The following is a 13,657-nucleotide window of genomic DNA, read 5'->3' as shown; positions in this document are numbered from 1 at the left end:
GAGGGAGTTGCAGGCGGTGGGCAGGCTTTCAGTCCTGCCCATCGAAGCGACCCGGCACGCGGGCGCGCAGGCGCAGGTCGCGCCCGACCGGCGTCGCCTCGACGAATTCGAGCTCGATCCCTTGCGCCAGCTCGGTCAGCGGGCCGATATGCGCCAGCCCCAGGCCGGGGCCGAGCAGCTTGGGCGCCAGATACAGCAGCAGTTCGTCGACCAGGCCCTCGCGCAGCAGGCTGCCGTTGAGCTTGTGGCCGGCCTCGACATGCAGCTCGTTGACGCCGCGTCTGGCCAGGTCCCGCAGCAGACCGGGCAGGTCGACCTTGGCATGTGATCCCGTTCGGGCGGGGCCGGGACAGTCGATGACGGTCACGCCCCGGTCGGCCAGCGCGGCGCGTTTGTCTCGGGTCGATTCCGGGTCGCAGGCGGTGTAGACCAGCAGTTCGCCGGGTGGCGCGATGATCCTGGCGTCCAGCGCGATCTCGAGCCTTGAATCGACCACCACGCGCAGCGGCTGATGCGCGGTCTCGACCAGCCGCACGTCCAGGCGCGGGTCGTCCTCCAGCACGGTGCCGATGCCGGTCAGGATCGCGCCGGCACGCTTGCGCCAGGCGTGACCATCGGTGCGCGCGGCCTCGGCGGTGATCCACTGGCTGGCGCCGTTGGCCAGCGCGGTGGTGCCGTCGAGCGAGGCCGCCATCTTCATGCGGACCCAGGGCAGGCCGCGCACCATCCGGCTCAGGAAACCGATGTTGCGCTCGCGGCTGGCGATGGCCAGCGGGTGCTCGGTCGGCAGCGGCTCGACCTCGATGCCGGCCGCGCGCAGCCGCGCCAGCCCCAAGCCGCCGACCAGCGGATTCGGGTCCGCCAGCGCGACGATCACCCGTGCCACGCCGGCCGCGATCAGCGCATCGCAGCAGGGCGGGGTGCGGCCGTGGTGGCTGCAGGGCTCCAGCGTGACGATGGCGGTCGCGCCTCGCGTGTCGGCGCCGGCCGCCTGCGCCGCGCGCAGCGCCATCACCTCGGCATGCGGGCCGCCGGCCTGCTGGGTATGGCCCTCGAAGATGCGGCCATCGGCCAGCAGCAGGCGGCAGGCGACGCGCGGGTTTGGCTCGGACAGGCCGGTGGCCTGCGCGGCCAGCGCGTCGAGCGCGAGCAGGTCACCCAGCCCGTCCAGCCCGCCCAGGGTGGGGGTGTCGTTCATCGCGCGGGCTCCGGGCGCGTCAGACGGCGACGCGACGGAACACCAGGTCCCAGACGCCGTGGCCCAGGCGCAGGCCACGGTTCTCGAACTTGGTCAGCGGGCGGTAGTCGGGCTTGGGCGCGTAGCCTTGCAGGCCGGCTTCCAGCGCGCTGTTGGCCAGTCGCGGCTCGGCGCTCAGCACCTCGAGCATCTGCTCGGCGTAGGGCTGCCAGTCGGTCGCGCAGTGCAGGTAGCCGCCGGGCTTCAGTCGTCCCACCAGCTTGGCGACCAGGGGCGACTGGATCAGGCGGCGCTTGTTGTGCTTCTTCTTGTGCCAGGGGTCGGGGAAGAAGATGTGGATGCCGTCGAGGCAGCCTTCGGTCAGCATGTGGTCGATCACCTCGACCGCGTCATGCTGCAGGATGCGGATATTGCCGATCTCCTGCTCGCCGATGCGCTTGAGCAGCGCGCCGACGCCGGGCTCGTGCACCTCGCAGCACAGGAAGTTGTCGTCCGGGCGCACGCGCGCGATATGCGCGGTCGCCTCGCCCATGCCAAAGCCGATCTCAAGGATCAGCTGGCCTGGACGGCCGAAGGCGGCCTGGGCATCGAGCGGCTGCGCGGTGTACTGCAGCAGGAACCTGGGGCCCAGGTCCTCGAAGGCCTTGGCCTGGCCGGTCGTGGTGCGGCCAGCGCGCTTGACGTAGCTCTTGATGGTCTTGGGATGGGCCACATGGGCCGGTGCCTGAGCCTGGCTCTCGGGGGCGGGAGCGTCGGAGGCCGGCAGGTCGGTGGGGGAGGCGTTGTTTTCGGTGTTCACGGAGCGGAATTGTAGAGATTTGCCCATGCACCGGTCCAGCCAGCCAGGGCATCGGCCAGGTTATTGGCCTGGGGCGGCAGGCCGAGCTGCTGCGCTGCTGCGTTCAGCGCGGCCAGCGGATCGGACAGATCGACGGCCGCCGCGCCGTTCTGCTTCGAGAGCTTTTCGCCGTTGGCGCCACGCACCAGCGGCGTGTGCAGGTAGATCGGCGTCGGGTAGCCCAGCGCGCGCTGCAGCAGGAGCTGGCGCGCGCTGTTGTCGGCCAGGTCCTCGCCGCGCACGACATGGGTGATGCCCTGCTCGGCGTCGTCGACCACCACCGCGAGCTGGTAAGCCCACAGCCCGTCGGCGCGCTTGAGCACGAAGTCGCCGACTTGCGCGCCCACATCCTGCTGCTGTGCGCCGAGCCGCCGGTCGGTCCAGTGCAGCGTGGCTGGCAGGCCTAGGTCGGTGTTGACGGCCGCGATGTCGAGCCGCCAGGCGCGCGCTGATTTGCCCTTGAGCCCGCCATTCGATGGCCGGCAGCTGCCGGGGTAGACCAGCTCGCCGTGGCGCGCTCGCTCGCTGCCACGCTCGGCCAGCGCCCGCGCGATGTCCTTGCGCGTGCAGCCGCAGGGGTAGGCACAGCCGCGCTCGATCAGTCGGTCGAGCGCGGCCTGGTAGCGGGCGCCGCGCCGCGACTGCCACAGCGGCGTCTCGTCGCTGACCAGGCCACAGGCGGCCAGCTGGCGCAGGATCTCGTCGGTCGTGCCGGGCGGGCAGCGCGGCAGGTCGACATCCTCGATCCGCACCAGCCAGGCGCCGCCCTGGGCGCGCGCGTCCAGCCAGCTCGCGAGCGCCGCCACCAGCGAGCCCGCGTGCAGCAGGCCAGTCGGCGAGGGCGCGAAGCGTCCCCGGTAGCCGCTCATGCCGCCAGATGCAGGCCCAGCTCCAGCCCGGAGACGAAACCGTCCTCGATCCGATGCCCCAGGCACCAGTCGCCGCACAGCGCCAGGCCCAGCTCGGCATCCGCCAGATAGGGCCGGCCCAGCGGCTGGCGGGTCTGGGCATAGAGCCAGCGGTGCGCCGCCACATGGCTGGGTTCGGCGTGGATGCCGGTGATCTCGGTGAAGCCTTTCAGCAGCTTGGCGCTGACGCGCTCGGCGTCATCGTTCACATGTTCGGCCGACCATTCGGGGCTGGCCTGCACGGTCCAGCGCTCGATCGGGTCGCGGCCGGGCTTGCTGCTTTCGCGCGCCAGCCAGCGCACGCGGTGGTGCTGGCTGCGGGCGGCATTCCACTTGGGGCCGAACTGGTCCAGTCCCGGCTGCATCGCCTGCGGGAAGGCCAGCATCAGCGTCCAGCAGGGCGCGACCTCGACGCCGGCAATCTCCTGCTGGAACGCGGGCGCCAGTTGCGAGGTCTGCAGCAGGTCGAGCGCCTGCGGCTGCGGCACCGCCAGCACGACCCGGTCGAACCCGCCCAGCACCTGCTGCGCGCCCTCGGCTCCAGCGCCAGTTTCGCAGCGCAGCTGCCATTGCTGCGGGTGGATGGCGTCGCGCTCGATGCGGGTCACGCGCGTGCCCAGCCGCACCTCGGCGCCCAGGCTGCCGTCGGCCAGTGGCTTGCCCAGTCCCCGCGCCAGCGCGCTCATGCCCGGGGTGGCGACCCAGTGGGTCTCCAGCGGCGCGGGCGACGGGGCCAGTGCCAGCCCCTCCTGGTCGAGCACGCGCATGGTCTCGGGCGCCCAGGGCTGGACCAGGCCGGGATGCGCCGCCAGCGCGCGCTCGAACCGGGCGTCGCGCACCGTGAAGTACTGCGCGCCATGGTCGAAGCCGCCGAACTCGGTCTTGCGCGTGGCCATGCGGCCGCCCCAGCCACGGCTCTTGTCGAGCAGCGTCACGCGCCAGCCGGCCTGGGCCAGTTGCAGCGCGCAGCTGACGCCGGCGATGCCGGCACCGATCACGGCAACTTGGCGCGGCTGCGGCGCGGCTGCTTCAGGACGGGAAACGATCTTGGCTTCGGTTGCGGTCATCGGAGGTCTCCGGCGCGTTGGCGCCTGTGGGTGGTTGGATCGGAATTTGGCTGCGGCTTCATTGTCGCGCTGTCAGCCGGTGTCAGCCGCTGTCGCCGCGCTTCAATGATGATGGTTTTCCAGTAGCGCGAGCCGGGTGCGGGGCTGGCGCAGCTGCTCCAGCCACCAGGACAGCGCGCGGCCTTCCGGCGCGCCGCTGCCGCTGCGCCAGACATAGCCGACGTTCATGGTGCGGGGCGGCTGGCTCACGGTCTTGGCCACCAGGCGCCCGGCGTCCAGATAGGGCCGCGCCAGCGGCAGCGGCAGCCAGCCGCAGCCCAGGCCGCGCAGCTGCGCTTCGAGCTTGTATTGCATGGTCGGCACGGTCAGCACGTCCTGGCCCGGCAGCAGGTTGACGGTGACGCCGCGTCCGCGCTGCGAGGAGTCGGCCGCCGCGACGGCGCGCTGACTCTGGATGGCTTCGGTGCTCAGCGGTTCATCCGCCAGCGCGAGCGGGTGATGCGGGGCCACCGCGAACACGAAATCGACCGAGCCCATGGCCTCCAGGCTCAGGCCGCCGCTGGGCGCGAGGTCGATCGGCACGCCGAGCGCCAGGTCGGCCTGGCCGTTGAGCAGGGCCTCCCAGGTGCCCGACAGGGTTTCGGCCCGCAGGCGCAGCCGCGTCGGCGCCCCCAGCGCGTAGAAGGCCTCGCAGAGCTCGAACAGGGTGGCGCGCGCGATCAGCGCGTCGGCCGCGATCGTGAGCTCGGGCTCCCAGCCAGTGGCGACCCGGCGCACCCGTTGCGCGACCGCGTCGAGCTCGCGCAGCAGGTGTTCGCCGGCGCGCAGCAGCTCGGCGCCGGCCGGCGTCAGGCGGGCGCGGCGCGAGCTGCGGTCGAACACCAGCACGTCGAGCGCGTCCTCGACCTGGCGCACCCGGTAGGTCAGCGAACTCGGCACCAGGCCGAGCTCGCGCGCCGCCGCCGCCATGCTGCCGCTGTGCGCGACGGTGGCGATCAGGTGCAGGTTCTCGGGCGAGAGGGCAGCCAGTTGTTTCTGCATATCGGGGCTGATGCGTTCAAATTTTTTGCATTGTGCCGGCAAAACGCTGCGCTGCCCAGCCTGGGGTCTGGCCCTAAAGTCATGCCATCACATCCAGACAGCAACAGGACACCCCGGAATCATGATCACGCTACGCCAGTCCCAAGAACGAGGCTATGCCGACCACGGCTGGCTGAAGAGCTTTCACTCCTTTTCCTTCGCTGGCTACTACGATCCCCAGCACATGGGCTGGGGCAATCTGCGCGTCATCAACGAGGACCGCATCGCGCCCGGCACCGGTTTCGGCACCCACGGCCACCGCGACATGGAGATCGTCAGCTACGTGATGTCGGGCCGGCTCGCGCACCAGGACAGCATGGGCAATGTCCAGACCATCTCGCCCGGCGAAGTCCAGCGCATGAGCGCCGGCACCGGGGTGCGCCACAGCGAGTTCAACCACGCGCCCGACCAGGTCACGCATTTCCTGCAGATCTGGGTCGAGCCCGATCAGGCCGGCATCGCGCCCGGCTACGAGCAAAAGGCCTTCGCCGACGCCGACAAGCGCGGCCGGCTCTGCCTGGTCGCCTCGCGCGACGGGGCGCGGGGCTCGGTCACGATCCATGCCGATGCCAGTCTCCATGCCGGCCTGTTCGACGGCGCAGAAACCGCCGAGCTCGTGCTCGACCCGGCGCGCAAGGCCTATGTCTTCCTGGTGCGCGGCAGCCTGATGGTCAACGGCCAGGTGCTCAAGGCCGGCGACGCCGCGCTGCTGGCCGACGAGGCGCTGCTGCGGCTGGCGCAGGGCGCGGACGCCGAGGTGCTGGTGTTTGACCTTGCGCCCTGAGTCGGGCAAGCTGCAAAGATTTCGCACGCCCCGATCAGCAGGGCGGTTTTTTCCCGGCGCCGCTGGCGCCTTTGTTCCAAGGAGTTCAAGAATGGCAAATGTAGTCGTGGTTTATCACTCGGGTTATGGTCACACCCAGCGCGTGGCGCAGCAGGTGGCGCGTGGCGCGGACGCCGAGCTGCTGGCGATCGATGCCGACGGCAACCTGGCCGAAGGCGGCTGGGAGGCTCTGGCCGCTGCTGACGCGATCATCTTCGGCACGCCGACCTACATGGGCGGCCCGAGCTGGCAGTTCAAGAAGTTCGCCGACGCATCGTCCAAGGCCTGGTTCGGCCGCACCTGGCAGGACAAGGTGTTTGGCGGCTTCACCTGCAGCGCCAGCCTCAACGGTGACAAGGGCGCCTGCCTGATCCAGCTCCACACCCTGGCCGCGCAGCATGGCGGCCTCTGGGTCAGCCTCGGCATGCTGCCGGCCAACAGCACGGCCTCCAGCCGTGCCGATGTCAACCACCTGGGCGGCTCGGTCGGCCTGATGGTGCAGTGCGCCTCCGATGCGGGCGCCGACCAGATCCCGTCCGGCGACCTGGAGACCGCCGAGCGCTACGGCGCCCGCGTGGCCGCGGTGGCCGCCAAGTTCAAGGACTAGGGCGATCGCGCTATGTTGTCGTTCCGGATAAATTCATCCTCACGCCAAAGTGAGGCTGTTTGACGACCTGTTGACCAGTTTGGTGACCCGAGCGACAAACTAACTCCATTTCTGGGGCATGCGCGAGGCCAGCACGGCCAGCGGATGGCGCAGGTCGATCATCTGGTCAAGCCGGCTGCGGAAGAAATCGGCCGTGTCACTCATTGCGCAAAACTCCCAGAAAACATGGCTAGGCAGGGTAAAAAATGAGAGAAATATTACCCAGGAAGGCCTACAAAAAAATGACGGATCAAGGGGTTATGGATATTTCTGGGCCGACTACTTGATCGGCTATCGAAATTCTACAGACCCCAACTCGGTCACTATTCCATCGGGGATGCATTTTTTAGACTATGACTCAGATATGAAACTATATAAAAAATCATTTATATTTAATGAGATATTTTTATAAAAAGCACCAAATTCATTTGGATTTAAGTTGTTTTTCAGTATTTTAATTATCTGCCTCCTCTCTGAATTATCAGCTCTTATGAAGCCATTTTTTATTCTAAGGACATCCTCTCTTTCGACATGATGTTGAATTGACTCTAATATTGCCCTGCCAAGATAAATGCCCTCACTCCTTTTTAAGTTTGAGTAGCATTCCATCACCAAGTTCTTTTTCAAAAAATCCTCACTAGAAAAAAATCTTATTAAGTATATTTTCAAATACTCTAATATCGCAGGATTTTTTATTATGTTTTCCATATTTTTGGAAATTAAATCCTTGTCACTCTTTTCGAGATTCCCAGAGTTCTTCTTCACACAATCCAAATAATAAGGAACAAACTGAGGAAATTTCTCCAAAACATTACTTATTTCAGAGAAATCTGTCCAAAGCTCTTTTGCAACAGCAATCCTCACATGCTTTGTAAAATCTTTAGGGTCTATCAATTCATTACTCAATATAGATTTATCAAAATAGAGCTTGCTTTCATCTTCTAATTTATTAATATCATTTTTACCAATACTTCTAAATTTTGTTGGTATTAATCCAGAATACCCACTTATTATTATTGGGGCATCATTCTTTATAGCTTGAACATCGATTTTCTCAATCTCATGATCTACCACAGTAGAATTTATCACCAAGTTCTCATCGGTAGAGGTATTTTCATTTGCATTTCTTGCTTCAATAATTGTCGTCTTGCTTGTATTTAAAAATAACCCTTCATGACTCAATCTCTCAACCAAAATAGAGAGCCATGAGTGCGCCTCGCTTGCATCTCTTGCAAAAAATCTATAATCATCAACATATCGACAAAAATCTATTTTTTTACTAAGTAAAAACTTATCAACATTTATTAAGCTTGCTTCCGCAAGAATTCTACTTGCATTAGACCCAACTGGAATTCCATAAGAATCCCTACCCGACCAATACAACAATAATTCATTAATTAATTTAACAATACTTTTGTTTATGCCTTTTATGGCGTATAACGTATTTTCTAATCTATGCAAATTTAATCTATCATAAAAATTAGAAATGTCGCAAGATGCAACCACCTTGACACTCTCAGATTTCGCCCTGGAAGATACAAAATTTCTGAATTTTGTATAATTAAAATCTGAATCAAATATATGAATCGGAATTTCTTGGTCAACCAAATCTTTTCTGAGTCGATATGAAAAAATCTTGTTCAAGGATTTGTTCAATCTTGCCTTATCTACATTATTTGATACCATTATCGCAAGACTAAGATATATTACTTCATCCAAAGGCTCAATGTAAGCACATCGACGAAAATCAAATAACGTCTTCTTGGGAACTAGGATTGAACCTGCTGGATTAACGGATAAATTCCGCAACGCATCAAACGCTCCATCGCTACTGCCTCCAGCAGAATTAATGCAATTAATTGCTGTTTCTTAATAAATCAATCTCAAAAGGCCTTTCGAAAACATCAACATCCGTCACACCTTCTTTTTGAATATTTAGTAGAGCTATTTTTACAGAAGTAGATAAATCCATAATCTTTATTCACTATGTGCTTTAAAAGTGCAAGTCTAAAATAAATTTCTATCTCGGCTTCGTCTTCCAGTCGAGATGATTCAATTAAATTTTCTTGAATTTCTTTCCAATCCTGTGCCTCATCAAGGTTGCTTGATAGTGACTGCTCAATGCGCTGCGGCTCGCGGGAACTGACTGCTTTGGCCGTCAGCGTCCAATGCGCCTAGATGCCGGTTGATTCAACGTGCTCCATGATGTCGTTGATGCCGACACGGAAGAACTCCTTGCGCGGGTTGACCTTGTTGACCTGGGCGCGCATGAAGTGGCTGTGCTGACTTCTCCAGCTTCGGGATGTCCTCGCTGTAGATCATGGCGTGGACGTCGAACTCAAACGGCACGCTGGCGTCGCCCAGTTCGCCCAGTTCGCGCACGCGGTCCAGCGGCTCCAGGCGGCGCGTCATGCCGATCTTGTATACGTTTTCGCCGAACGAACCGATGTTCGAGATCACGTAGACATGCCCGACGCGGGTCTGCTGCGCCATCGACAGGGCGCACTGCCTTCTTCGCGGCCTTCTGCCATGCGACGACCGCCCAGAGAGGTAAGACGAGAACAGCCCGATAGATACGATTAACTTCATGCTTATGGTTTTCTTTTCTGCATGGAAACATCGTAGCACGTCAGGTTTTCTGGTCTTGGCCCGGCGTCATCCCTGACAGTGTTCACATCGGGCCATGCCCCGGCTGCCAAAGCCCTTTTCTTGAAAATCCCGCTTGACGTATTACGCCAAACGGAATACAGTGAGCCCATGATCCAGTCGTTCCGATGCAAAGACACCCAGGCGCTGTTTGAAGGAGCAAGCCCCCGGCGCTTTCGGTCCATTCAGACGGTGGCCGAGCGCAAGCTGACCCAGCTTGATGCCGCGCAGACGCTGGAATTTTTGCGCTCGCCACCGGGCAACCGGTTGGAAGCCCTCAAGGATGACCGCAAGGGCCAGCACAGCATCCGCATCAACGACCAATGGCGCGTGTGTTTCGTGTGGACCGACAGTGGTCTGACCGAGGTTGAAATTGTTGACTACCACTGAGAAGGAGGCCATGCCATGTCCCGCCCTGTGAACCGTATGCGTGCCGTGCATCCCGGCGAGGTGCTGCGCGAAGATTTCCTGGTCCCGCTGGGGTTGAGCGTCAATGCCCTGGCTCTGGCACTGGGCGTGCCTGCCACGCGCATTCACGAAATCGTCAAGGAGCGCCGTTCCGTGACCGCCGATACCGCCCAGCGCCTGGCGCAGTATTTCGGCGGCGACGCGGGCTCGTGGCTCGTGCTGCAAGCCCAATACGACCTCAAAACGCTGCCTACGCGGGCCGAGATCGCACGCCAAGTACACCCGCGCGAGACGCTGGCGGCAGCCTGACCGCAGGCCAATCACACCCGCGCGATCCGCCGCGTTTCTTGGACAGGTAGGGCTGCCCTCCTCCCAGCCGCATCAGCACCCGCTTGACCAGGGCGGCAGCCGGCGGGCCGGCCACCTACAATCCCGGGATGTTCGTCCACCTGCGCCTGCATTCCGAGTTCTCCGTCGTCGACGGCACCATCCGCCTCGACGAGGTCGTCGAGGCCGCCGCCGCCGACGGCCAGCCCGCCCTGGGCCTGACCGACCTGTCCAACCTGTTCGGCGCGATCAAGTTCTACCAGGCCGCGCGCGGCGCCGGCGTCAAGCCGGTGTTGGGCGCCGAGGTCTTCGTGCAGGGCCTGGGTCCCGAGGCCGCGCCCGGCGCCTCGGTGCAGCAGCAAAGCCTGCCCAGGATGCTGCTGCTGGTGCAGAGCCACCCGGGCTACCTCAACCTGTGCGAGCTGCTGGCGCGCGCCTGGACCCGCAGCGTCTTGCGCGAGCAGGCCGCCGTCCAGTGGGAATGGCTGCGGGAGCTGTCCGAGGGCCTGATCCTGCTGTCGGGCGCGCACAGCGGCCCGGTCGGGCTGGCGCTGCTCGCCGGCGACGAGGCCCGCGCCGCCGATGTCGCGCTGCAGCTGGCCACTGCCTTTCCGCACCGCTTCTACCTGGAGCTGCAACGTGCCGGCCGACCCGACGACGAGCGCCAGGTGGTCGGCGCCGTGCAGCTGGCCGCCCGTCTCAAGCTGCCGGTGGTCGCGACCCATCCGGTGCAGTTCCTGGAGCGCGACGACTACGAGGCGCACGAGGCGCGGGTCTGCATCTCCGAGGGCGAGATCCTCGGCAACCAGCGCCGGGTGCGCAAGTTCACGCGCGAGCAGTATTTCAAGTCGAGCGCCGAGATGGCCGCGCTGTTTCCCGACTTGCCGTCGGCGCTGGCCAACAGCGTCGAGATCGCGCGTCGCTGCAACCTGACGCTGGTGCTGGGCAAGCCGCAGCTGCCCAACTTCCCGATTCCGCCGGTCAACGGCGTGGTCATGTCGGTGGAGGACTACTTCCGCCATGTCTCGCACGAAGGGCTGGAAGCGCGCCTGCGCCACCTGTTTCCCGACCAGGCCAGGCGCCAGACGGAACGTCCGCGCTATGTCGAGCGGCTGGAGTTCGAGCTCAACACCATCCTGAAGATGGGGTTTCCGGGCTACTTCCTGATCGTGGGCGACTTCATCCAGTGGGCCAAGGAGAACGGCTGCCCGGTCGGCCCGGGTCGGGGTTCCGGCGCCGGCTCGCTGGTGGCCTATGCGCTCAAGATCACCGACCTCGACCCGCTGCAGTACAACCTGCTGTTCGAGCGCTTCCTGAACCCGGAGCGGGTATCGATGCCCGACTTCGACATCGACTTCTGCCAGACCAACCGCGACCGCGTCATCGACTACGTCAAGGACAAGTACGGCAAGGACGCGGTCAGCCAGATCGCCACCTTCGGCACCATGGCCGCGCGCGCGGCGATCCGCGACGTGGGTCGGGTGCTCGACTTCGCCTATGGCTTCTGTGACGGCATCTCCAAGCTGATCCCGAACAAGCCCGGCATGTCGGTCACGCTGCAGTACCCACCCGATCCGCCCAAGCCTGGCGACAAGAACAACTACGCGATCGCGATGGAGCCGGTGCTGGCCGACCGGATCCAGCGGGAGGACGAGGTCCGCACCCTGATCGAGCTGGCGCAGAAGCTCGAAGGCATGACGCGCAACATCGGCATGCACGCCGGCGGCGTGCTGATCGCGCCGGGCAAGCTGACCGACTTCTGCCCGCTCTACCAGCAGCCCGGCAGCGAGTCGGCGGTCAGCCAGTACGACAAGGACGACGTCGAGGCGGTCGGCCTGGTCAAGTTCGACTTCCTCGGCCTGGCGACGCTGACCATCCTGGAGCTGGCGCGCGAGTTCATCGTGCGCCGCCACCCTGAGCAGCAGGGGTTCGCCTTCGAGAACATCCCGCTCGACGACCGCAAGACCTACCAGCTGTTCTCCGACGGCAAGACCGAGGCGGTGTTCCAGTTCGAAAGCCGTGGCATGCAGGGCATGCTGCGCGACGCCAAGCCCAGCCGCTTGGAGGACCTGATCGCGCTCAACGCGCTGTATCGTCCGGGCCCGATGGACCTGATCCCGAGCTTCGTCGCGCGCAAGCATGGCCGCGAGGTGGTCGAGTACCCGCACCCGCTGGTCGAGCCGGTGCTGTCCGAGACCTACGGCATCATGGTCTACCAGGAGCAGGTGATGCAGACCGCCCAGGTGCTGGGCGGCTATTCCCTCGGCGGCGCCGACATGCTGCGCCGCGCCATGGGCAAGAAGAAGCCCGAGGAGATGGCCGAGCACCGCGTCATCTTCCGCAAGGGTGCGGCCGAGAAGGGCATCAGCCAGGAGAAGGCCGACGAGGTGTTCGACCTGATGGAGAAGTTCGCGGGCTACGGCTTCAACAAGTCGCACGCCGCCGCCTACTCGCTGCTGGCGTATCACACCGGCTGGCTCAAGGTCCATTTCACGGCGGAGTTCTTCTGCGCCAACCTGACGATCGAAATGGACGACACCGACAAGCTCAAGGTGTTGTACGAGGATGCCAACCGGTTCGGCATCCAGTTCGAGGCGCCCGACGTCAACCGTGGCAGCTACCGCTTCGAGCCGGTCAGCGACAAGGTGATCCGCTACGGCCTGGGCGCGGTCAAGGGCACCGGCCAGCAGGCGATCGAGGCGATCGTGGCCGCGCGCGAGGGCCGCGGCGTCGGTCCCAAGGGCGATACCGTCGGTCCCTTCACCAGCCTGTTCGATTTCTGCGCCCGGGTCGACCGCAGCCGCATGAACAAGCGCACGGTCGAGGCGCTGATCAAGGCCGGCGCCTTCGACGCCATGCAGCTGAATCGCGCTGCGCTGCTGGCCTCGGTCGAGCGGGCCTTTGACTTTGCCAACGCCCAGATCGCCAACGCCAACCAGGGCGGCCTGTTCGACATCTTCGGCGACGACAGCCAGGGCGCCAGCACGCAGGAGCCCGAGCTGGCCGAGCTGCTGCCCTGGGGCATCAAGGAGCGCCTGACCCACGAGAAGACCGCGATCGGCTTCTACCTCTCGGGTCACCTGTTCGACGAGGTCGAGCGCGAGGTGCGCCGCTTCGCGCGCACGCCGATCGAGCGCTTGGTCGACAGCCGCGACCCGATCCTGCTCGCCGGCATCGTGGGCGACCTGCGCATCATCAACGGCCAGCGCGGCAAGGTCGCCATCTTCAAGCTCGATGACAAGACCGGCACGCTCGAAGCCACCGCCGATGAGGCACTGATCAACGCCAACAAGCATCTGCTGAAGGACGACGAGCTCGTGATCGCCCAGGTGCTGGCGCAGCCGGACCGCTTCTCGGGCGGATTGCGGCTCAAGGTGCAGGCGCTGTGGGACCTGGGCGCGGCACGCTGCCGCTTCGGCAAGTTCCTGCGCGTGCGCGTCGGCGAGCAGGCGCCCGACATCGCGGCACTGCTGCGCGAGTTTCCGCCCCAGCGCGAGATGGGCGAGCAAGGCGAGCTGGTGCGCGGCCTGCCGGTGCGGCTCGAAGTGCTGCGCCCGACCGCGCGCTGCGAGGTCCAGCTCGGCGAGCGCGCCATGTTCTTCCCGAGCGACGCTGCGCTGGCGCGCTGGATGGCGCAGGCGCAGGATCGGCGCGCCGAGATTGCCTACGATGGGGAGTCTGGATTCTGATATTATTTAAAACTATAAATGGTAAAT

At 63.5% G+C, this 13,657-nt stretch carries 12 protein-coding genes; 5 read left to right on the top strand and 7 right to left on the bottom strand.

The features are described from left to right. Window positions 1–28: 28 nt before the first annotated feature. The 5 genes from ribD to PHR85_RS02890 all read right to left on the bottom strand — a co-directional run bounded on the left by ribD (window position 29) and on the right by PHR85_RS02890 (window position 5,052). On the bottom strand, window positions 29–1,198 hold the full coding sequence (gene ribD, locus PHR85_RS02910; protein ID WP_300050196.1) for a bifunctional diaminohydroxyphosphoribosylaminopyrimidine deaminase/5-amino-6-(5-phosphoribosylamino)uracil reductase RibD: 1,170 nt from the start codon (window positions 1,196–1,198) through the stop codon (window positions 29–31). A 19-nt stretch (window positions 1,199–1,217) separates the two neighbouring features. Continuing rightward, on the bottom strand, window positions 1,218–2,024 hold the full coding sequence (trmB, locus tag PHR85_RS02905; RefSeq protein WP_300050194.1) for a tRNA (guanosine(46)-N7)-methyltransferase TrmB: 807 nt from the start codon (window positions 2,022–2,024) through the stop codon (window positions 1,218–1,220). Further along, the gene (gluQRS, locus tag PHR85_RS02900; RefSeq protein WP_300050191.1) at window positions 1,994–2,905 is read right to left on the bottom strand and encodes a tRNA glutamyl-Q(34) synthetase GluQRS; all 912 of its coding nucleotides are present in this window, start codon (window positions 2,903–2,905) and stop codon (window positions 1,994–1,996) included. Before gluQRS ends, trmB begins: the two co-directional genes overlap by 31 nt. Beyond that, entirely contained in the window at window positions 2,902–4,011 is a 1,110-nt protein-coding gene (locus tag PHR85_RS02895; protein WP_300050188.1) for an NAD(P)/FAD-dependent oxidoreductase, read from the bottom strand. Before PHR85_RS02895 ends, gluQRS begins: the two co-directional genes overlap by 4 nt. A 102-nt stretch (window positions 4,012–4,113) precedes the next feature. Continuing rightward, window positions 4,114–5,052: a LysR family transcriptional regulator gene (locus tag PHR85_RS02890; RefSeq protein WP_300050185.1), complete on the bottom strand. Its 939-nt coding sequence runs from the start codon at window positions 5,050–5,052 to the stop codon at window positions 4,114–4,116. Window positions 5,053–5,173: 121 nt separating this feature from the next. Between PHR85_RS02890 and PHR85_RS02885 the strand changes: the two genes are divergently transcribed. Together PHR85_RS02885 and PHR85_RS02880 are read left to right on the top strand one after the other, a co-directional pair. Continuing rightward, complete coding sequence (locus tag PHR85_RS02885) at window positions 5,174–5,875, top strand: pirin family protein (protein ID WP_300050183.1); 702 nt, start codon at window positions 5,174–5,176, stop codon at window positions 5,873–5,875. A gap of 91 nt (window positions 5,876–5,966) precedes the next feature. Beyond that, window positions 5,967–6,521 (top strand): flavodoxin family protein, encoded by a 555-nt coding sequence (locus tag PHR85_RS02880; protein WP_300050180.1) that lies wholly within the window; start codon window positions 5,967–5,969, stop codon window positions 6,519–6,521. A 390-nt stretch (window positions 6,522–6,911) separates the two neighbouring features. Here the strand turns inward: PHR85_RS02880 and PHR85_RS02875 are convergent, their stop codons facing one another. Both PHR85_RS02875 and PHR85_RS02870 read right to left on the bottom strand, forming a co-directional pair. Next, a complete protein-coding gene (locus tag PHR85_RS02875) occupies window positions 6,912–8,204 on the bottom strand; it encodes a reverse transcriptase domain-containing protein (protein ID WP_300050177.1) in 1,293 nt (430 codons plus the stop codon). Between the two features lie 546 nt (window positions 8,205–8,750). After that, window positions 8,751–9,053, bottom strand: coding sequence for a GIY-YIG nuclease family protein (locus PHR85_RS02870; RefSeq protein ID WP_300050174.1), 303 nt, complete (start codon window positions 9,051–9,053; stop codon window positions 8,751–8,753). A 264-nt stretch (window positions 9,054–9,317) separates the two neighbouring features. On the opposite strand from PHR85_RS02870, the gene PHR85_RS02865 reads away from it, so the two are divergent. The 3 genes from PHR85_RS02865 (at window position 9,318) to dnaE (ending at window position 13,630) form a co-directional block, all read left to right on the top strand. After that, window positions 9,318–9,596, top strand: a complete 279-nt coding sequence (locus PHR85_RS02865; RefSeq protein ID WP_300050172.1) for a type II toxin-antitoxin system RelE/ParE family toxin — start codon at window positions 9,318–9,320, stop codon at window positions 9,594–9,596. Window positions 9,597–9,611: 15 nt separating this feature from the next. Next, window positions 9,612–9,923 (top strand): HigA family addiction module antitoxin, encoded by a 312-nt coding sequence (locus PHR85_RS02860; RefSeq protein ID WP_300050170.1) that lies wholly within the window; start codon window positions 9,612–9,614, stop codon window positions 9,921–9,923. A 128-nt stretch (window positions 9,924–10,051) separates the two neighbouring features. Then, window positions 10,052–13,630 carry a DNA polymerase III subunit alpha gene (gene dnaE / locus PHR85_RS02855; protein WP_300050168.1) on the top strand — a complete coding sequence of 1,193 codons (3,579 nt, stop codon included), beginning with the start codon at window positions 10,052–10,054 and terminating at the stop codon, window positions 13,628–13,630. The last annotated feature ends 27 nt before the right edge of the window (window positions 13,631–13,657 follow it).

Origin of the sequence: Malikia sp. (assembly GCF_028687635.1) — a bacterium.
Classification (GTDB): domain Bacteria; phylum Pseudomonadota; class Gammaproteobacteria; order Burkholderiales; family Burkholderiaceae_C; genus Malikia.
This window is presented reverse-complemented; position numbering and strand designations above follow the sequence as displayed.

What these genes read in the sequence shown, in the direction of transcription:
- PHR85_RS02870 (WP_300050174.1), bottom strand. Translation starts at nt 9,053, where the DNA reads ATGGCGCAGCAGACCCGCGTCGGGCATGTCTACGTGATCTCGAACATC.
- trmB (WP_300050194.1), bottom strand. Translation starts at nt 2,024, where the DNA reads ATGGGCAAATCTCTACAATTCCGCTCCGTGAACACCGAAAACAACGCC.
- PHR85_RS02860 (WP_300050170.1), top strand. Translation starts at nt 9,612, where the DNA reads ATGTCCCGCCCTGTGAACCGTATGCGTGCCGTGCATCCCGGCGAGGTG.
- gluQRS (WP_300050191.1), bottom strand. Translation starts at nt 2,905, where the DNA reads ATGAGCGGCTACCGGGGACGCTTCGCGCCCTCGCCGACTGGCCTGCTG.
- PHR85_RS02865 (WP_300050172.1), top strand. Translation starts at nt 9,318, where the DNA reads ATGATCCAGTCGTTCCGATGCAAAGACACCCAGGCGCTGTTTGAAGGA.
- PHR85_RS02890 (WP_300050185.1), bottom strand. Translation starts at nt 5,052, where the DNA reads ATGCAGAAACAACTGGCTGCCCTCTCGCCCGAGAACCTGCACCTGATC.
- PHR85_RS02880 (WP_300050180.1), top strand. Translation starts at nt 5,967, where the DNA reads ATGGCAAATGTAGTCGTGGTTTATCACTCGGGTTATGGTCACACCCAG.
- PHR85_RS02895 (WP_300050188.1), bottom strand. Translation starts at nt 4,011, where the DNA reads ATGACCGCAACCGAAGCCAAGATCGTTTCCCGTCCTGAAGCAGCCGCG.
- PHR85_RS02885 (WP_300050183.1), top strand. Translation starts at nt 5,174, where the DNA reads ATGATCACGCTACGCCAGTCCCAAGAACGAGGCTATGCCGACCACGGC.
- ribD (WP_300050196.1), bottom strand. Translation starts at nt 1,198, where the DNA reads ATGAACGACACCCCCACCCTGGGCGGGCTGGACGGGCTGGGTGACCTG.
- dnaE (WP_300050168.1), top strand. Translation starts at nt 10,052, where the DNA reads ATGTTCGTCCACCTGCGCCTGCATTCCGAGTTCTCCGTCGTCGACGGC.